General features: G+C 41.7%; 16 protein-coding genes. 4 read left to right on the forward strand and 12 right to left on the reverse strand.

Going from position 1 to position 19,081, the window contains the following annotated elements; translation table 11 throughout:
- Window positions 1–6 precede the first annotated feature (6 nt).
- The gene (locus ADH92_RS00100) at window positions 7–990 is read left to right on the forward strand and encodes a LacI family DNA-binding transcriptional regulator (protein ID WP_013904333.1); all 984 of its coding nucleotides are present in this window, start codon (window positions 7–9) and stop codon (window positions 988–990) included.
- Window positions 991–998: 8 nt separating this feature from the next.
- A complete protein-coding gene (gene pulA, locus ADH92_RS00105; protein ID WP_049495709.1) occupies window positions 999–3,065 on the forward strand; it encodes a type I pullulanase in 2,067 nt (688 codons plus the stop codon).
- 35 nt (window positions 3,066–3,100) lie between these two features.
- Here pulA and ADH92_RS00110 read toward each other — a convergent pair whose 3' ends face one another.
- From ADH92_RS00110 to ADH92_RS00160, 11 genes are all read right to left on the reverse strand, one after another.
- A complete protein-coding gene (locus tag ADH92_RS00110) occupies window positions 3,101–4,042 on the reverse strand; it encodes a YitT family protein (RefSeq protein ID WP_003009152.1) in 942 nt (313 codons plus the stop codon).
- Between the two features lie 75 nt (window positions 4,043–4,117).
- Window positions 4,118–5,872 carry an aspartate--tRNA ligase gene (gene aspS, locus ADH92_RS00115; RefSeq protein ID WP_049495715.1) on the reverse strand — a complete coding sequence of 585 codons (1,755 nt, stop codon included), beginning with the start codon at window positions 5,870–5,872 and terminating at the stop codon, window positions 4,118–4,120.
- A 97-nt stretch (window positions 5,873–5,969) separates the two neighbouring features.
- Window positions 5,970–6,194: a hypothetical protein gene (locus ADH92_RS00120; RefSeq protein ID WP_021154124.1), complete on the reverse strand. Its 225-nt coding sequence runs from the start codon at window positions 6,192–6,194 to the stop codon at window positions 5,970–5,972.
- A 251-nt stretch (window positions 6,195–6,445) separates the two neighbouring features.
- On the reverse strand, window positions 6,446–7,714 hold the full coding sequence (gene dltD, locus ADH92_RS00125; RefSeq protein WP_049495718.1) for a D-alanyl-lipoteichoic acid biosynthesis protein DltD: 1,269 nt from the start codon (window positions 7,712–7,714) through the stop codon (window positions 6,446–6,448).
- Window positions 7,707–7,946 (reverse strand): D-alanine--poly(phosphoribitol) ligase subunit DltC, encoded by a 240-nt coding sequence (gene dltC, locus ADH92_RS00130; RefSeq protein ID WP_003002265.1) that lies wholly within the window; start codon window positions 7,944–7,946, stop codon window positions 7,707–7,709. The genes dltD and dltC overlap by 8 nt, the downstream gene beginning before the upstream one ends.
- A 15-nt stretch (window positions 7,947–7,961) precedes the next feature.
- Window positions 7,962–9,215 (reverse strand): D-alanyl-lipoteichoic acid biosynthesis protein DltB, encoded by a 1,254-nt coding sequence (dltB, locus tag ADH92_RS00135; protein WP_049492700.1) that lies wholly within the window; start codon window positions 9,213–9,215, stop codon window positions 7,962–7,964.
- Window positions 9,212–10,762, reverse strand: a complete 1,551-nt coding sequence (gene dltA / locus ADH92_RS00140) for a D-alanine--poly(phosphoribitol) ligase subunit DltA (protein WP_049495721.1) — start codon at window positions 10,760–10,762, stop codon at window positions 9,212–9,214. Before dltA ends, dltB begins: the two co-directional genes overlap by 4 nt.
- A gap of 18 nt (window positions 10,763–10,780) precedes the next feature.
- Window positions 10,781–10,909, reverse strand: coding sequence for a teichoic acid D-Ala incorporation-associated protein DltX (locus ADH92_RS00145; RefSeq protein WP_003002102.1), 129 nt, complete (start codon window positions 10,907–10,909; stop codon window positions 10,781–10,783).
- Window positions 10,910–11,080: 171 nt separating this feature from the next.
- On the reverse strand, window positions 11,081–12,340 hold the full coding sequence (locus tag ADH92_RS00150; protein ID WP_049495727.1) for a S41 family peptidase: 1,260 nt from the start codon (window positions 12,338–12,340) through the stop codon (window positions 11,081–11,083).
- Window positions 12,341–12,432: 92 nt separating this feature from the next.
- The gene (locus ADH92_RS00155) at window positions 12,433–13,116 is read right to left on the reverse strand and encodes a DUF4956 domain-containing protein (protein WP_049495729.1); all 684 of its coding nucleotides are present in this window, start codon (window positions 13,114–13,116) and stop codon (window positions 12,433–12,435) included.
- On the reverse strand, window positions 13,109–13,888 hold the full coding sequence (locus ADH92_RS00160) for a polyphosphate polymerase domain-containing protein (RefSeq protein ID WP_049495732.1): 780 nt from the start codon (window positions 13,886–13,888) through the stop codon (window positions 13,109–13,111). Before ADH92_RS00160 ends, ADH92_RS00155 begins: the two co-directional genes overlap by 8 nt.
- Window positions 13,889–14,103: 215 nt before the next feature.
- On the opposite strand from ADH92_RS00160, the gene ADH92_RS00165 reads away from it, so the two are divergent.
- Together ADH92_RS00165 and ADH92_RS00170 are read left to right on the forward strand one after the other, a co-directional pair.
- Entirely contained in the window at window positions 14,104–15,351 is a 1,248-nt protein-coding gene (locus ADH92_RS00165) for a carbohydrate-binding domain-containing protein (protein ID WP_049495735.1), read from the forward strand.
- 89 nt (window positions 15,352–15,440) lie between these two features.
- Entirely contained in the window at window positions 15,441–16,124 is a 684-nt protein-coding gene (locus ADH92_RS00170; protein ID WP_049495738.1) for a DUF4947 domain-containing protein, read from the forward strand.
- 86 nt (window positions 16,125–16,210) lie between these two features.
- On the opposite strand, the gene ADH92_RS00175 is transcribed toward ADH92_RS00170, so the two are convergent.
- Window positions 16,211–19,006 carry a YhgE/Pip domain-containing protein gene (locus ADH92_RS00175; RefSeq protein WP_049495740.1) on the reverse strand — a complete coding sequence of 932 codons (2,796 nt, stop codon included), beginning with the start codon at window positions 19,004–19,006 and terminating at the stop codon, window positions 16,211–16,213.
- Window positions 19,007–19,081: the final 75 nt, after the last annotated feature.

The following is a 19,081-nucleotide window of genomic DNA, read 5'->3' on the forward strand; positions in this document are numbered from 1 at the left end:
TTTCTCATGCGTGTTACCATCAAAGATGTGGCGAAACTCGCTGGCGTCGCGCCTTCAACTGTCACGCGCGTCATCCAAAACAAATCCACGATTAGTGATGAAACAAAAAAACGTGTCCGTGAGGCCATGGTCGAATTGGACTACCATCCCAATCTTAATGCTCGCAGCCTTGTCAGCCAATCTAGTCAAGTCATTGCTTTGGTCCTACCAATCGACAGTGACGTCTTCTACCAGAATCCTTTCTTCCCAACTGTTTTAAGAGGGATTACCCAGATCGCGTCAGACAATGATTATGCCATCCAAATCTGTACGGGGCAAAATGAAGAACGGCGGCTCGACAACCTCAAACAACTCATCTACGGAAATCGTGTAGATGGTTTGATTTTCCTTTATTCCAACCCGAATGATCCCCTCGTTGAATTTGCGATCAAAGACAAGTTCCCCTTCCTCATTCTCGGAAAGGCAGCTTCACCTTTTGTATCGCTAGTGGATAATGATAATATCAAGGCTGCATTTGATGCGACGGATTATTTCATTCAACAAAACTACCGAAAAATTGCTTTTATCGGGGGAAACAAAGAACTGTTCGTATCTCAAGACCGCTACGAAGGTTATAAAGAAGCCCTCCAAAAAGCAGGGATTCCTCTCGATGAAAAACTGGTTCATTTCTCATTTGGTTTTATGTTGGAAGACAATTCTTATCAAATGATGGAGAGCCTTCCCCTAGCAGAGTTAGATGCCATCATGACAACCGATATTCTCGTTGCTGAAGGGGTGCGCCAATACCTATTAGAACATCAGCTGACAATCCCGATTATTTCCTTTGATTCGATTAAGCCACGACTCGATATTGAAGCCTATATTGACATCAATGCAGTGGAACTCGGACGTGAGTCTGTTCGGACAATTCTACAAATTATCAAGGATCACAAAGAAGGAAAAACCGTTTGCTACCGTCAATTGATTGACCATACCATTACGAAACTCTAGGAGTCTTTATGTCTACATTTACTGCTTATTTAGATGACCAAGACCTCATTCGTATCCAAAAGGGAGAGGAGCATATCCTTCCTTTTTATTTGAAAACGAACCAAGGTCATCTTGCCTTAATCCCTGTCAAAACGTCAAGTGCAGCGACTGACACAGGAGACTATTTCTTAAGCCCTATTCCACTTGAACTCGGAGAAGAGTACACCATCTACGATGCTACTGGAAATTCTTCTATACTCCACTATCGAAACATCGTTCGCAAACCCATTTTCGATCAAACCTTCACCTATACTGGAGAAGATTTAGGAAGTTTTTACACACCAAATCAGACGCAATTTAAATTCTGGGCACCGATTTCGCAAGATGTGAGTCTCCATATCGAAGATCAGATCTATCCGATGACACGTACAGAAAACGGTGTCTGGAAACTCTTGCTCAAAGGGGATTGGGAAGGAGCTGCCTACCACTATGAATTTCGTGTCAATGGCCTAGAACGTCGGATTCACGATCCCTATGCTCTATCCTCTTTGGCCAACTCTGGAGACAGCTTGGTCATCGACCGGAAGAAGATTACACGTCCTATCACACGTGATGCTCGTCAATTAGACCCGACAGAAGCAATCATCTACGAGATGAGCGTTCGGGACTTCTCTGTCCAAAAAGAGGCCGGCTTTAAACACCCTGGTAAGTTTAAAGGGTTGACAGAATCGCCTCAACTCAATGGTCAGATCCTTGGATTTGATTACCTTCAAAAACTTGGCATTACCCATGTACAGTTACTTCCTGTCTATGATTTCGGTAGTGTTGATGAAGAGAATCAATGGAAAGCCTACAACTGGGGTTATGATCCTGTCCAATACAATGTTCCAGAAGGTAGTTATGCCAGTGACCCCAACGATCCTTATGCACGGATTTGGGAACTCCAAGATGCTATTGCAACCTATCACCAATCTAATCTTAGTGTTATCATGGATGTGGTCTACAATCACGTCTACCAGGCCGATGAGTATGCATTTGAACAAATCGTTCCTGGTTATTTCTACCGCTATAATGCAGAGGGAGAGCGGACCAATGGAACCTTCTGTGGAAATGACGTAGCAAGTGAACGCTCCATGGTGAGACACTATATCAAGCAATCCCTCAAACAATGGGTTTCCCTCTACGGCTTTGATGGTTTCCGCTTTGACTTGATGGGAATTCTAGACATTCAAACCATGACAGAGATTGCAGAAGAACTCCGTGAAATCTATCCTAACATCTATCTCTATGGGGAAGGGTGGAAGATGGATACCGGCCTCTCTGAAGATCAGCTCGCTCACCAATATAATTCGAAACGATTACCAGCCTTTGGCTTTTTCAGTGATAACTTCCGGGATACGATCAAGAGAACACTTGTAGCCGGTCACCGTCGTGAGAGTCAACATTCTGCGAATGATTTTGCGAACATTCTAACGGCGAATGTCGGGAAGCTAGGGCCTGCTCATTTCACCCAACCTCAACAAGCCATTCAGTACGTCGAATGTCACGACAATGCAACTGTTTTTGATTATTTCCAACTTGAAAAGGAAGAGATTCGTCTAGAAGATCGAAAAGCTCTCTCACGATTAGCTCTTCATTTAGTGTTACTAGCTCAAGGAGTGCCGTTTATCCATGCTGGTCAAGAATTTTATCGCACAAAAGGGCTCGAAGACAACACCTATAACTTGCCAGATAGTCTCAACCAATTGGACTGGACATCCCTTTCAAAATTCCAAGAAGAAATTGCTTTTCTTGAAGAATTGATTGCTTATCGGAAATCGCAACCTCTCCTTCGTTTGAAAAAAGGACAAGAGATTCGAGATTACTGTGATGTCAAATGGTTGTCTGATTATCATTTTATCTACACGATTGAAAAAAATCGTGAAAAAATAACGATTCTCGTTAATATCGGTGATCAGGACATGACCTATCAACATTCGAGCGATAGTCAACTGCTATTTGCCTATCCTCATGCAAATCTCCAAACGCCTATTCCTAAAGGAAAGGAACTTTCTATTTCCGCCCATAGTTGGCTCCTTCTCCGAGAAACTGAATAAACAAAATAAGGTCACCACAATGTGGGACCTTATTTTTATTCTTCTGTTTCCACAAAGCGTCCAATGATATGAACGTTTTCTGAAATGGTGATAAAAGCCTGAGGATCAGCTTTTTTCATAATATATTTGAATTCATTAAACTCTGCACGCGTAATAACTGTCAGCAGAACCGCTTTTTCTTGATGGTTATAGGTTCCTTCTGCATTGTGGATAATGGTCGCTCCACGATGCAATTTTTTATGAATCTTTTCAATAATAGCATCCGGCTGGCTCGTTACAATCATGGCCTGCATCCGTTTTTGCTTGGTAAAGACAGCATCCGTTACTCGACTCGATACGAAGATGGTAATCATAGAGTAAAGAGCATACTTCCAACCAAAGGTCAGACCAGCAATTAACATGATGGTCCCATTGACCAAAAAGGAGATACTGCCGACATTCTTTCCTGTCCGTTTTCGAATCGTCAAACTAACAATATCCGTTCCTCCACTGGAAATGTTGTTCCGAAGAGCAAAACCAATCCCTGTTCCCATGACAACCCCACCAAATAGGGCATTCATGATCGGATCGTTGGTCAACGTAATCACTGGCACGAACTGAATAAAGAGGGAACTCATCGAAACAGTAATAAAGGTAAAGATGGTAAATTTATGGCCAATTTGATACCAAGCCACAATCATCAAAGGGATATTGATGGCATAAAAGGTCAAGGAAACGGGAATCGTAAAGCCAATAAAGCGTTGGCTCAGAACAGATAAAATCTGAGCTAGACCTGTTGCACCGCTGGAGTATACATGTCCTGGTTGAAAGAAGAAGTTGACGGCAATCGCTGATAGAAAACCATACAGCAAGGAAGCTGACACTTTTTCATCGTATTTCTCACGGGAGATGCTCTTCAGCACGCGCAATAATTTAATGTTATAAGCTAGTCGCCGCACATGATAGCGAAATAGCTTATGAAAGCGAATTTTTTTCATTTTCAATCCATCGATTAGAAGAAAAGGAAAATCTTAGAGCAACTGATTCCTAGACTCTCCCTTTTCTCTCTTGTCCTATTCTTGCTCTGCTACTTCTACTTGAAGATTTAACTCATCCAATTGCTTTTCAGAAACGACAGAAGGAGCTTGTGTCATTGGATCTGTCGCCTTGTTATTCTTAGGAAAGGCAATGACTTCCCGAATATTATCTTCACCTGCAAGAAGCATCACGAAGCGGTCCAAACCAATTGCCAATCCTCCATGTGGTGGGAAACCATAATCCATTGCTTCCAACAAGAAACCAAATTGTTCATTGGCAGCTTCTTTTGTAAATCCAAGTGCCTTAAACATCCGTTCTTGTAAATCTTTATGATTAATCCGTAGGCTTCCTCCACCTAATTCATAGCCATTTAAGACGATATCATAAGCAATTGCTCGAACTTTTGAAAGATCTCCTTCCAATTCATGCTCTGTTTCAGCTTGTGGGAGTGTAAATGGATGGTGAGCAGACATATAACGGCCTTCTTCCTCAGACCATTCAAACATTGGCCAATCCACTACCCAAAGGAAGTTGTATTGATTGTTGTCAATCAAGTCAAGCTCTTTCGCAAGACGAACACGCAAAGCACCCAGCGTTGCATTGGCTACTTCAAGAGTATCTGCTACAAAGAGAACTAGATCTTTGTCTTCTAACTGTAAAGCAGCTGTCAAGTCACTTGTCAAGTCTGTCAAGAACTTCGCAACAGGACCGTTCAAAGTACCCTCAGCATATTTCACCCAAGCAAGACCTTTTGCACCGTATTGCTTCGCAACTTCTGTCAATTTATCGATGTCTTTACGAGAGTAATGATCCGCTGCACCTTTGACAACAATCGCCTTAACTGCTGGAGCTTCTGAGAAGACTTTGAAGTCTACACCCTTGACAAGCTCTGTCAAGTCTTGGAGCAACATTTCAAAACGTGTATCTGGTTTATCTGAACCATACAAGGCCATAGCGTCATCATAATTCATCCGTGGGAATGGGAGTGTTACTTCAATTCCCTTGGTTTCTTTCATGACACGTGAAATCAAGCCTTCTGTGATATCCTGGATTTCTTGATCACTCAAGAAAGAAGTTTCCAAGTCGACTTGTGTAAACTCAGGTTGACGGTCTCCCCGTAAATCCTCATCACGGAAACACTTCACGATTTGATAATAGCGATCAAATCCAGCATTCATCAACAATTGTTTTGTAATCTGAGGACTTTGTGGAAGGGCATAGAAATGCCCCTTATTAACACGGGAAGGAACCAAATAGTCACGCGCTCCTTCTGGAGTTGACTTAGAAAGAAACGGTGTTTCCACATCAATAAATTCTAATTCATCCAAGTAATTGCGGATTGAATGGGTTACTTTTGCACGAAGTTTGAGGTTTTCCAACATCTCAGGACGACGAAGGTCTAAGTAGCGGTAACGAAGACGAGTATCATCATTGGCTTCAATACCGTCCTTGATTTCAAATGGTGTTGTTTTTGCGGTATTGAGAACCGTAATAGTTTCTACCTTGAGTTCTACTGCTCCTGTAGGCAAGTTTGGATTAGCTTGTTCACGAGCTTCTACAAGACCTGTCACTTCTACAACATATTCACTACGGATGCTTTCGGCTGTAGCCATCACTTCTGCACTAACTGTTTCTGGATTGATCACCAATTGCATGATTCCTTCGCGGTCGCGTAGATCGATAAAGATCAAACCACCCAAGTCACGACGACGGCTAACCCATCCTTTCAAGGTAATACGAGTTCCAATGTGTTCTTCACGAACACGTCCAGCATACATTGAACGTTTCATTTCTAATTAATCTCCAAACTAATATTCTTCCTTCTATTTTACCATAAAGACCAGCAGAAAGTGGCCTTTAGCTCAACTTTTTCAGTCACCAACTTCTTTAGTTATCGTGGCTCTCTTCTTTCTTTTTGGGATCATCGTAGAGAGTGGGTGCTAGCACCTTCATTAAAGTCGCCGTCCCAAATCGCAAGACAGCTGCTGCTAGTCCAAAAATAGGGGATAGGTAGCGGAAAAAGAAATCTCCCCTAAGCACATAGGTCATGCCACCCACAATAAAAAAGATCACAATTCCCTGAACGATTGCGTAAAACCAAATTTTTTTCACACTATTCTCCTTTTCACAAACCAGCTGACTTATCCACTGTTTTTTATCACTTATCCACAAAAATGTGGATAACTTTCACCTTTTGCCCCCTCAAAAGAGGAAGCGTCGTCAGCATCAGGACTTGCTTTCATCCATTTACAAGCAAGTTTCCCACAGCCTGTGGATAACTCTCTTGCTTATTTGTGACTTTCTCGTCACTTTCCTCACAAATCAAGGAGCCAGGATTTGATCCTGCCCCCTTTGATCAAGCATTATTTAAATTCGTCTGGTGTCCCTTTATATTGGGCCCAGTCTTTGCTGAAGAAGCGATCATTTAGATGGTAAGTTGGTGCTTTTTCAGCCTTTGTGACAAAGGGATTGACCGCTTTATCAAAGGCTAGCCAACCATTCCATCCCATATGAATCGTATCTTCCATAAAGTAGGGCTGATCACCATCTTTAGAAAAGTCTGCAATATTGGTGAATCCTTGACTTTCCAATTGGTAACGAATCTTTTGAACAGCCTGTTCATACTTTTCTTGGCTCAAGCCTGTGTATTTCATCCATTTGGCATTAACTGGAGGAATGACAAAGATAACATTGGTCCGAGATTTAGCAAACTGGTCTAGAACCAATTGCAAGTCATTGTACTCAGGAGATTGAACATAGGATTCGTTTTTTTGGAAACCTTTTAGTTTCTTCAACTTCATTTTTAAACGAGTATTGTAAAAATGATTGCTGATTCCAAGGTCGTTGTTATTGGTTTTGACTTTTGCTTCAGCCGTTGCAATTTCTTCCAATTTCTCATATGAGAATTGATCTGGTAAATCTTGTAGACGTTTTTTGACCTTCTTATCGTAATTCCCGTTTGTACGCGTTGCAAGATTACTAAACAAAGCATCTTCGCGTTGGACAAGGTGGGAAACAAACTGGTTCAAAGACTGATCAAATCTGGAAATTTTCTTTCCTTGAGAAATTTTCGTTACAACACTTTGAAAGGCGACATTTGGATACTGTTGTAACAGACGCTTTGCAGCATACTGGGATGCAGCATCCTGTTTATGATTGGCAATAAAGCTATTCAACTGATCGCTATTAAAGAATTGTTGAAAGGCAGAGGAATCGTATCCCTTTTTGGTGAACCATTGCGGAGAAACTACATAAACAGCTGTATTGTCCTTGAGTTCTGGCAAAATCTGTTGCATCCCAAAATACTGGTTCAAAGAAGCCGCACCACGTTCTCCTAAAAAGTAGGGTCTGTAATTGCGGTCATATTTTTCAGCCAAAACTGCTGGATGCACCACATCAAAACGCAACCATTCACTGGAGCCGAAATAAGGGACAAAGCGATGCTGTGGATCAGAAAGTGCTTCTTGTTTCTTTGTACGACTCTTGAATCCTTCTGCATTCAGACTAACCGCAGCTTTTTTCTCTTCAGTATAGTTGTGCTTATGATTGATTGGATAAAAGAATAATAAAGCTGTTACCATGAGGAGCGCGCAAAATACGGGCCCTAAAATCAGCCATAAACGCTTAAGCATTCTGAAGCTCCGTTACACCTTCTACGATCTTGTTAGCAGTATTCCAATCATCGCGTCCAAATTCAGATACAGGAACACGAATGCCAAAGCGATTTTCCAGTTCCACAATCAATTCGACTGTCCCCATACTATCAAGGACACCCGCATCAAAGAGATCCTCATCCATCATGTCTGAGACATCTTCCATAAACAATTCGTCAATAATTTCAATTACTTGTGATTTTACATCCATTTTTCTATTCTCCTTTTATTTCAATTTTGGAAACCATTGTTGATCCAAGAATCCTGAGAAAATCAGGAAGGACAGCATCACTGTGTTAAAGGTGATAAAGATCCCTAAAGCTTTGGTCCAACGATTGTCCGGTATAGGATCCAATCCTTTTGCTTTTCTTTCTTTATTGATGGTCTTTTTCTTGCGAATCCAAGCATCATTGATAACCAGTCCAAGCCCATGGAAGAGCCCATAAGCGATGTAGTACCAGGTCACCCCGTGCCAGAAGCCCATAACCAACATATTGATAATATAGGCAACATTTGAGGTGGTAATCCGGCTCTTGAATACTTTATTGCGCATCAATACCATCACGAGACGCATAAAGACAAAATCACGGAACCAGAAAGATAAACTCATATGCCAACGATTCCAGAATTCCTTTAAGTCACGTGATTTAAAGGGACGATCAAAGTTAATTGGACTTTTAATTCCCATCAGATTTGAAGCTGCTAAAGCAAACATCGAATAGCCCGCAAAGTCAAAGAAGAGGTCAAAGCCATAAACATACATGACTCCCAGCGTTCCGATATTGAAGAATCCACCTTGAGACAAGGCATAGGTCTGCACATGGCCTAACAATAAGTGGCCAAAAATATGAGCTAGGATAAATTTATAAAGGAAGCCATACATGATATACTTAACAGCTTGCTCCAACATATCCAATAATTCTTCACGCTCAGGAATAGCGTTATAATCCTCATTAAAACGCTTGAAACGATCAATCGGCCCACTTGAGAAGGTCGGCATAAAGAGCATAAAGCGTAAGAATTCCCAGAGTGTGAATTCTTTCAAGACACCATCTCGCATTTCGATGATCATTCCGACAGCCCGGAAGGTTAAATACGAAATCCCTAAAAATCCAAACAAGGATTGGTGCCCATTCTTGATTGCTGGCTCTACCTTCACAAAGATCAGAGGCAAGACAGACAAGAAGGAATGAAGATAGAAAATCCACTTATTGTCCGCTTTCTGACGATAAATCTTGTAGGAATACACAATCAAAATTTGCCAGACTACGTAAAAGAGCAGGGCATAAATTTGCTTGAGATTCGAACCTGTCAGCATCAAAATGATAAAGATCAGACTCACCAGTCCTTCATAGACCGGAAATCTCTTTTTGAAAAAGAGGCCCACAAAAATCGGCAAAAAAGCTAGAATGAGGTAGATAAAATAGATCGGTGTTCCATAGTGTTCTAAATGAGGGAGCTGTTTCAAAAACTCGATCATCGGTTGTTAACCTCGCTAATCAACCCTTTGATGTCGATTTTCCCGTTTGGTGTTAATGGCAGGCTGTCACGATAGAGGAATTTTGAAGGCATCATATAAGACATAATGATGTTTTCTAAATCTTCCTTAATGGCTTTCGTGATATCAATTTCGCGCTCAAATTGTTCTTTGACACCCTCTTTTAAGATGACATAGGCCAAGAGATTTTGGACCTTGTGATCTTTATTATAACGCGGTACCGCGACTGCTGAGTCAATATACTTCGATTTGTTCAAGTTTTGAGAGACATCCTCTAGCTCGATACGGTAACCGTTAAACTTGATTTGGAAGTCCATCCGTCCACCATAGAGAAGAAGACCTTCATCTGTCATGGTTCCGACATCTCCTGTATGGTAGGCTGGAAGACCTTCAAATTCGAAGAAGGCTTCTGCTGTTTTCTCTGGATTATTCATATAACCTTTTGAAACGGCTGGGCCAGACACGATGATTTCCCCTTGCTCACCATTTGGCAATTTGTTGCCTGCCTCATCAATGATGAAGGTTGGAGAATCTTCTTTGGTATAACCAATTGGCAGACGTTTCAAAGTCGCTAACATCTCATCTGTTACGGCTACAGCCGAAAGAGCTACAGTTGCTTCTGTTGGGCCGTAGGCATTGATGATGCGTGCATTTGGGAAACGATCGCGCAATTTCTGAGCAGTCTTGACTGTCAACTCTTCCCCATCAAAGTAGAAATGGGTGATCCCTGGCATTTTTTCAGCATTGAAATCTTCAGACAACATGGCCATATCTGCAAAAGATGGTGTTGAAGTCCAGATAGCAATCGGAAGAGAAAAGATGGTCGCAAAGAGTTGTTTGAAGTCTTGAGTAATGGCTGATGGAAGAGCAAAAAGCGTTCCTCCAAGAGCTAAGGTCGGTGCCCAGTACATGACAGACAAGTCAAAGGAATAGGGCGGTTGCGCCAACATTTGCGGACGCTCTGGCGTTGCAAATTCCTTGTCCGTAATCATCCAGTTGGTAAAGCTGAGCAAGTTATCGTGCGAAATTTGCACCCCTTTTGGTTTCCCAGTTGTCCCTGAGGTAAAGATGATGTAGTAGTTATCATCCCCTTTGACCGGATGTTGCAAGTCATAGGCATGCTGAGCCGCATAAGCTTCACGCACTTGCTCCAAGGACATGATTGGAGCAGCTGGGTTTTCCAATGGAAATTCATTGATAGCAATAATCAAGCTTGGCTCTGCTACTTCAACAATGGCAGACACGCGCTCCAAGGCAGAGTGGCTATCAATTGGGATATAGGCATGGCCAGATTTGGTCAAGGCCACAAAGGTTGCTAACATTTCATATTCTTGTCCACCAAAGACCACTACAGGTGACTTTTCGGGAAGTCCCATTTGGTCAATATGAGCAGCCAAGCTATCTGAATCAGCCTTCAATTGGCCATAGGTATGCTCCTCACCAAGGACATTGTAGACAGGATAGTCTGGTTGTAGTTGCGCATAACGTTCAATTGTCTCGATCATATCAGTAATTGGTTGGTTTGACACGGCTAGGAGTCTCCTTTTCTAAAATTCGTTGTAGATAAAGCCACCCTGACCTTGACCAAGGTAACTAAAGAAATAAAGTAGGGCTAGGAAAATGGCGAAATACAAGACCGTCTGCCCGATAAATTTATAAAGTGTTTTATGTTTCATAAGTTTCACTCTTCATTTTGATTGTTACTCACTATTTTACCATTTTTTATACCAAGTAAGCAATTTTAAACATAGTGAGAATGTCGTAGAAAACGTTATCATTTCAGACATTTATCCCTTCTAACCAAAGGATTTTTTTCTTTAATCAGTTTTTCTGATTGAAATCCTGTTTTATTTAACATTCCCCTGACGAATCAACTCCAGACACTTGTCCAGATCCACATCTCTCTCGAAATGGCTAGGTGTCCAAGGAATCTCTATATCGGGTAGAACACCCTGATCCGTCATCCCTTTCCCTTTATCCACGCTTAAACAGCGAGAGGTGGGAAACATTAAACAAAAATTGCCATAATCAACTGTACAACAATTAGAGTAGTCTAGAATCCCAAGAGTTGGTCGACCCACCACCGTTACCTTCTTAAACTGCTTCATCATCTGAACAAAGTTATCCCCAGATGAAGCACAATAAATATCTGATAAGATAAAGATCTGTTCAGGATAGAGACTTCCTCTGACCTCTGGGAAAAATTCCTCGCCTTCTCCCTTATATGCTACATAACCTTTTCCCCGATGGCGAAGCAAATCCTCTTTCATATCTTCAAGCAGTTTAGCTGTTTCAGGACTAATTTCTTCCTGTTGCATCCAGTCCTCAAAGTCTTTCAAGCGCAGATCAACATTACGCTCCGTGTAGAGAATTTCCATGCCATCATCATCCCAATCAATGCCTTCATAGCCCTGATCCTTCTCTAAACCTAGATGTAATAGAGGGAAATATAAAGAATCTGTCCCTCCGCCGTTCTGTCGGATATCAATGATAAGAAACTTGACTTCCGTCATCATAGGTAAACACTCTTGATATACCCGACTAATAGCTCTCTCATCCATAAAGTTATCCAGACGAAGATAAAGAATCTCATCGTCTAATCGTTTCCAAAAGATATGATCCTGGATCGGTTCTCGACTGGGTACTACTTTAATGGTCTTTTCTATCCCTTCTCGAAGCAGGGTGACACTCGTTGACTGAGAGACCAAATCTGCCCATTCTCGGTAGTGTCTTTCAGGGGTCTTGCTGATAAAATAGTCTTTATGAAGAGAAGCTACCTGATCCAAGTCACTTCCATCCAAACCTAGGATCTGATCTCCTACTTGAAGACCCGTATCTTCATTAGCTTCCTCAACATACAGTTTCTGTCCATTTATTCTCAAAAGAAACCCTTTTTGACTGGCCTTTTTATCTCGAAAGGAAACATGCCCGATCACCCCAAAACTAGCTAGGTAAGTCTTAACTTGATAGAGAAAGGCATCATCTGTCATATCATCTGTAATGTTTTCTCGAAAAGGCTCTGGATCGCATCCTTTTCGATCCTTGATGGTAGATGAATCATGGGTCATAATAGAGACGACATCTTCAAAAATAGCAGTCTTTTTCATAAGGGATTCCTTCAATTTTTTAGAAACAGTATACCACTTTTTCTTAAAAAGTTCTTAAAACCCTAAAAAACTATCCTAAAGTAGGATAGCCGTTATAGATTCTTTCTTTTCTTCGCTTTCTTTGTCAGAGCGACATCACAATTTTCAATCTCGCTAATCAATAGATTGGCAAGGCCAAAATCATCGATGTTTGATTTCATATTTACCTCATAGTTCAAGGTCAGTTGTTCTCCAGCTTGGGCCGTTGTGACAGAAATAAAGTCAATTTCTGAACAACTTTGGTCCAACAACTGGCTGATTTGTTCTGCAACAGAATCTTGTTTTGAGACAGTTATGGTCAAATGACGGCGCCGTTGATGGTCTGCCTTACTCTGTTTGTTCTCTAATACCAGCCACACTCCTAGTAAAGAAAGGGTTGATAAAATGGCCAATAAAAGATAGCCCGAACCTGCCGCCAATCCTATAATCATGGCAAGAAAAATCGCAATCAACTCTCTCGAACCACTCGTAGCTGACCGGAAACGGATCAAACTAAAGGTCCCTGCCACTGCAATCGAGGTTCCCAAACTTCCATTGACCAAAAAGATCACTAAGGTCATCATACAAGGAAGCAAGGTCAAACTAATGACAAACTCTCGAGTGTAAAGTGTCCGGTATTTATAGGTCCAAGATAGGGCCAGCCCTAGAAAGAGGCTGACCAAAAGGGCCAGCAGCAAGCGCAAGGGATCCACCGTTGCTGTAGCATTATTAAAAATAGAATCAAATAGATTAGACATAGGCAGCACCTACCGTTTCTTGAACTGGTCTTGGGGCATAATCCAAGCCTTGTGATTTATGATAAGCACAGCTATATTTTGAAAATTTCTGTTTGACCAGTCCGTACTTATCTAGAATATCCTTTAGCCATTTAGGTTCTTGGCCAGGAGCCTTAATTTCCATGATCACGAAGTCATCCTCTAGTAGAGGTTCTCCTTTCTTCCCATCAAAAAGGCTAACAGCCTGGTCTCGAAAGACTAAGTTTTGATCGATTGTCACGCGAATCTTCTGATAAGGATAACCCTGAATGGATTTCTTTTCTTTGAGAGACAAACGATCATAATAAATGAACATCCGTGGTTCCAATCGATGACCATAACGTTTGCGCAATCTCTGAATCTCTTGCACTAAGTCTGGATCTTGTATCTGATGATCTACTTTCCCATCTGTCATCAAGTTGATAATGGCTTGCGAAGTGGCGACTAGACGGAATTTATGGCCAATTCCTTCTTCATCTTTTGACTTCACCTCTAGAAATACTGGACTGTCTGCTTGAGGTTTTTCTATATAAGTCCGCATCCGAATTTTTTCACGGCGGTGTTGTTTGGCAAGAGCATCTTGAATGACATCAAAATTTTCCGTATCAAAATAAATGTTTGAAATGGTTGAGGTTGGGTAATCATCTTCTAAGACGTATTCTTTTAAGTCTTTGATCAAGTCCTTCACGTCATCTTTTGTGACGATATATTTTGTTTCGATTCGTTTGAAACTTGTCTCAATTGTTTTTTTCATGTTTCTTCTCCTTTAAGGGGGGATCTATTGTTTCTAAACTTCAGTAAGTATGAATACGACTTACGTGCTTTCTAGTTTAATGGGACTTTCTTAACTGGTCATTAAGCCAAACTTAAAGAAAACTAAAGTTAAGGTTCCTTTCAGAAAAACTTTAGGAAACTTTCAGCTAGCAACTTTAGACTAGGAGCATATCAATTGAACGAGAGGAAAAGCTCATGAAATCAAACAAATGGAAATTTTTATTAACGGGGGCCGCAACCCTCACCTTACTGACAGCTTGCACCCAGGCGTCATCACAATCAGCTACAAAAAGCAATACTGCACAAACAACCGCTACTTCTACTTCAAAAAATAAAACAAACAGTTCCAACTATTTTACAGATAAGGACAAGGACAGCTCTTATGATGAAAGCAAAGCCTCTACTGTAAAACTATCTGGTTCGTCTGCAAATGTATCAGGTGACGGCGTAGCCGTTTCTGGATCAACTGTGACCATCTCAAAGGCCGGAACCTATGTCATCTCTGGTGAATCCGATGGGGTTCAAATCAAGGTCGAAGCAGGTGACTCAGATGATGTTCATATCGTCTTGAAAGGCGTTACCATGACCAACACCAACGCGCCAATTTCTGCTACGAAAGCAGGGCATGTCTACCTCACTTTAGCAGATGGCACGACCAATACCTTGTCTGATTCAAGTTCAAACAATGATGAAGATGCCGATGCGGTGATCTTCTCTAAAGGCGACCTCACCATCAATGGTTCAGGTACACTCAACATTGACGCCAAGAAGAACAACGGTATCAAAGCCAATGACACTCTCCACATCACAGGTGGAACCTATAAGATCACGGCTGTAGGAGATGCCTTCAACGTCAATGACGAACTCAATATCACTGGTACGACCATGACCATCGATGCAGATGAAGATGCAGTCAAGGTAGATAATGATGAAGATACTTCGGTCGGAACCATGTATCTTTCAGATAACAAAATGACCATCACTGCAGGAGACGACGGAATCCATGCTTCTGGTGATCTGATCATCGATAGCGGAACCTACAAGGTAACAGAGTCTGTCGAAGGTCTCGAAGGAAAATCGATCACCATCAACGGTGGAGATATCACCATCTACGCAACTGATGACGGGGTCAATGCAGCCAATGCTAATGCCAACCAAGATGAAATTTTCTTCACCATGAATGGTGGAACACTCAACGTTGAAGTTGGCCAAGGCGATACCGATCCAATTGATTCGAATGGAAATATCACCGTTACCGGAGGAACCATTAAATTAACGGGTCAATCTGGATTCGACTTTGATGGTACTGCTACCTACACTGGCGGAGACATCTATATCAACGGTGAAAAACAAACGGAAATTGTCAACTCCATGCCTGGAGGCGGTGGTGCTCCCGGAGGTGGCGGACCTCAAGGCGGTGGACCTGGAGGCGGGCATCCATAATAACAAACAAAGGCAGGATTTCTTCCTGACCTTTTTTTGTTACCCTTTTTATGATAGAATAGAAAATCAATCAGCTTATCGAAAGGAACATGATGAAAAAACAAACACTCCCTCTTTTGTTCACACTCTTGCTGTCTCTTCTTTTTCTATCAGCCTGTGTGCCGGACCTTAAGATCAACTTTAAAAAAGTACCCACTGCTACCAGCTCAAAAAAGAAAACCTTTAAAAAAAGTAGCTCGAGTCGTTCTAGCCTCCCGAGTCGCTCAACCAGTTCAAATAGCTCAAGCAACTCCTCTAGCTCTCCCTCAACTACTACGGAAACCTCTTCTGACATCGTCACGACCGAAGGACTCCCTAAAAATGCTCAAGAAGCTCCAAAAGATAAGATTTATGCGACAGGGAACCTAAAAGTAGCCTACTCTAGAAATGACGATAAAATTTTTGCACAGACGCCGGATTATGAAGGATATACCACCGCTCTTGTCCAAACAATTCTTGGAAGTCCTGAAAAACAAATAACAGACCCTGCTTATATTGCCGAATCTTTTGAAAATACCGAATTAGAAAATATTAAAGGGCTCTACCACGAGGGAAAAATCACAGGGGAACAAGCTCACGCCTTTTTGATGGGAGCTGTCGATCTCAAACAAGCTTCTAAATTCGGAGTAAACTACACCATTTACACCTATAAAAACAACACTATCCAACTGGTCTTTGAAAACGACCAACTTCTCTATATTACTCCAAATCCTGATGTCGTCTTCTTTAAATAATTTACATTCTCGCTTAGACAAGCGAGAATTTTTGTTTCACATGAAACAAAAAACTCCCAACACATTCTGTTGGGAGTTCCCGAAGATTAGTCCTCTTCATATTGTTTTGGATTATAGAACCACATTCCTAGCCCTGCAAAAAGAGCAATAGTCATCAAAAGGAAGGCCACTTGATTTCCAATTTCTCCTGTCATCGAAATCGTTTGACGAAGACCAGAAACGGTATAGCTCATTGGCAAGAATGGATGAATGGCTTGGAAAAAGCCATTTGTCAAAGCAAGAGGATAGGTTCCTGCACTAGAAGCCAATTGCAAGAGCAAGAGGATCAAGGAAAGGAAAGCACCGATCTTTCTTTGCCATGTTGTCAAAGCAGTCACGATAGACATGAAGGCCACACTACCAATCACACAAAGGAAGAGAGTAGCCATCTCATGATTAGCTGATAAACCAATCAAGTGAACGGCACCATAGACCAAGACTCCTGCAATCACCGCAATCGTTCCGTTGACCTCAAAGCGAGATTTAAACCATGCCCAGCGACTTTCAGGATGACGACCGGATGGCAATTTTGCAAAGATCATATTGGTTGACAAGGCACAAACAAAGAGTGCTACAGAGATCATATAAGGAGCCATTCCGACACCATTCACCGGGACATTGTCACGGTCTGTTTTAGACAAAGTGACAGGATCTGCTAAGGTTTTTGCGTTTTCTTTTTCAGTTGTAGCAGCATTCAATTGTCCCTTAGCATCGTTTAATCCTTGACTCAAGGTTTGGTTTCCTGTTGCTAATTCACCTAAACCATTTGTCAATGTTTGGCCACCTGCTGCTAATTTGCCAGACCCATCTGAGATTTGATTTGCACCGTCGGCTAGTTTATCAGCTCCGGTCACCAGTTGACCTGATTTTTCTGTCAACTGATTGACACCAGTGACAAGTTTATTGACACCACCTGCCAACTCTGGAGTCTTGCTGTTCAATTGTCCTACACCGTCAGCTAATTTTCCAGCACCAGCAACCAATTCACCCGACTTACCTGTTAATTGGGTCGCTCCTGAAGCCAGTTGATTCATGCCTGATGTCAAGGCAGGCATCTTTCCATTTAACTCACCTAGACCAGAAGCTAATTGATTGCTTCCTGCAAGTAATTCTGATGATTTACTATCTAGTTGGCCAACACCTGCTGCTAACTGACTAGCCCCATTTGTTAAAGTACTGCTATTCGTCTGAAGTTGGGTTGCTCCATTAGCGATTTTATCGACACCAGCTGTATAAACGCTGATCCCTTGACTGATGGTTTGACTAGCTGGCAACAATTGTCCACTAACTGCGGATTGGATCTTAGACAAGCCACTTGACAAGTCTGTCAAGGTAGAAGAAGCTGTCGGTAAAACTTGATTGGCTGCCGTTTGCAGTTGTGTCAAGCTATTTCCTGTATTCAAACTACCTTGGATCGTTTGAATCGTAGTCAAGATTCCTTGAGCCGCCGTTTCACTCGAGCTTGGGCTCGATGAGATTGCCGCATTGATTTCCGCTTGTTGGTCAGCTGTCATTGCTTGATAGGCTGCTGTCCCTTGCACACTTGCAAGGGCATTTGCACGATCCGCTTGGGCTGAAGCAAGGATTGATTGAGCTGAATTCGCAATACTCGTCAATCCAGACGAAAGTTGACTGGTATCTACTGTAGCATTTTGAATCGCTGCATTTAATTGGTTTAAACCTGCTGCCAATTGATTAATCTGAGCGGATTGACTTGTAGAAGCTTGTAGCTGGCTTGATAATGTTTGAATACCTGATTCTAATTGTGAAACCCCATTTCGAAGGGTAGCAGATTGACTACTTAATTGACCCGCTCCCTCTGATAAAGTAGCGACTCCATTTGTATAGGTTGCTAAACCATTTGAAAAGTTAGACAGGCCTGAATTCAATTGACGCACACCATTGATATAATTCCCAAGACCATCATTGAGGGTACCCATACCGCTGGTTAACTGACCAACTCCTGAGGCCAACTGAGGGGTTTGACTCGCCATTTGATTGAGACCATTTCCTAATCGATCCACTCCGGTAGCGTAAGCCATCAAGCCTGTATTAAAAGTACCAAACCCATTATTTAATTGATTGACGCCAGATACCAAGTTTGGAAGTTGACCAGCCATTTGATTGAGACCATTTCCTAATTGACCAACACCATCTGTATAAGCCGCAAGACCCGTACGAAGAGTGGTTGCACCATCTGAAAATGCTAAGCTTGAACGAGCCAATGTATTCAAATTAGTAGACAGTGTTTGACCACCATCTTCCAATTTACTTGCACCATCTGCTAATTTAGCACTTCCATCTGCCGCTGTCCCCATACCAGTTTTAAGCGACCCCATTTTAGAAAATAAAGCTGTTGTATATGTATTGGTCACTTTTTCAGCCACTGACTGCTTCATTTTTGTCATCGCAGTATCGCTCATTTTTCCTGCAATAAAACTATGACCACTGGACGTTTGGTAATCAATGGTCATCTGTTCCGGATGATTGGTTAAGATGGAGCTAGCTTTTTTTGAAAGATCCTCAGGCAGGGTTACAATCATATAATAATCGCCATTTTTGAGACCATCTTTCGCAGCTTTCTCATCTACAAAATGAAAATCAAGTGAGTCATTGTCCTTCAAATTGGACACCATGTCTTTTCCGATTTCCATTTTTTGTCCATTATATGTAGCAGATTGATCCTTATTGACAACCGCTACAGGAAGATCCGAAACTTGGCCATATGGATCCCACATGGAAGATAGAAAAATAATATTATAAAGAGCTGGAATCAAAGCAACTCCAATCATGACAATGATAAATGTTGGCTTTTTAAGAATAGCCTTCCATTCTTTCATCATATTTTTTGTCTCCTTTTTATACACATTGTCTAAATTTCTGATATAATAGATTATACAGTTTCTAGAAATTTTCAC

The sequence above is a fragment of the Streptococcus parasanguinis genome (genome assembly GCF_001073155.1).
GTDB lineage: Bacteria > Bacillota > Bacilli > Lactobacillales > Streptococcaceae > Streptococcus > Streptococcus parasanguinis_D.

What these genes read in the sequence shown, in the direction of transcription:
- ADH92_RS00150 (WP_049495727.1), bottom strand. Translation starts at nt 12,340, where the DNA reads ATGAAAAAGACTGCTATTTTTGAAGATGTCGTCTCTATTATGACCCAT.
- dltD (WP_049495718.1), bottom strand. Translation starts at nt 7,714, where the DNA reads ATGCTTAAGCGTTTATGGCTGATTTTAGGGCCCGTATTTTGCGCGCTC.
- ADH92_RS00155 (WP_049495729.1), bottom strand. Translation starts at nt 13,116, where the DNA reads ATGTCTAATCTATTTGATTCTATTTTTAATAATGCTACAGCAACGGTG.
- ADH92_RS00165 (WP_049495735.1), top strand. Translation starts at nt 14,104, where the DNA reads ATGAAATCAAACAAATGGAAATTTTTATTAACGGGGGCCGCAACCCTC.
- ADH92_RS00170 (WP_049495738.1), top strand. Translation starts at nt 15,441, where the DNA reads ATGATGAAAAAACAAACACTCCCTCTTTTGTTCACACTCTTGCTGTCT.
- aspS (WP_049495715.1), bottom strand. Translation starts at nt 5,872, where the DNA reads ATGAAACGTTCAATGTATGCTGGACGTGTTCGTGAAGAACACATTGGA.
- pulA (WP_049495709.1), top strand. Translation starts at nt 999, where the DNA reads ATGTCTACATTTACTGCTTATTTAGATGACCAAGACCTCATTCGTATC.
- ADH92_RS00160 (WP_049495732.1), bottom strand. Translation starts at nt 13,888, where the DNA reads ATGAAAAAAACAATTGAGACAAGTTTCAAACGAATCGAAACAAAATAT.
- ADH92_RS00100 (WP_013904333.1), top strand. Translation starts at nt 7, where the DNA reads ATGCGTGTTACCATCAAAGATGTGGCGAAACTCGCTGGCGTCGCGCCT.
- dltC (WP_003002265.1), bottom strand. Translation starts at nt 7,946, where the DNA reads ATGGATGTAAAATCACAAGTAATTGAAATTATTGACGAATTGTTTATG.
- dltB (WP_049492700.1), bottom strand. Translation starts at nt 9,215, where the DNA reads ATGATCGAGTTTTTGAAACAGCTCCCTCATTTAGAACACTATGGAACA.
- ADH92_RS00145 (WP_003002102.1), bottom strand. Translation starts at nt 10,909, where the DNA reads ATGAAACATAAAACACTTTATAAATTTATCGGGCAGACGGTCTTGTAT.
- ADH92_RS00110 (WP_003009152.1), bottom strand. Translation starts at nt 4,042, where the DNA reads ATGAAAAAAATTCGCTTTCATAAGCTATTTCGCTATCATGTGCGGCGA.
- ADH92_RS00175 (WP_049495740.1), bottom strand. Translation starts at nt 19,006, where the DNA reads ATGATGAAAGAATGGAAGGCTATTCTTAAAAAGCCAACATTTATCATT.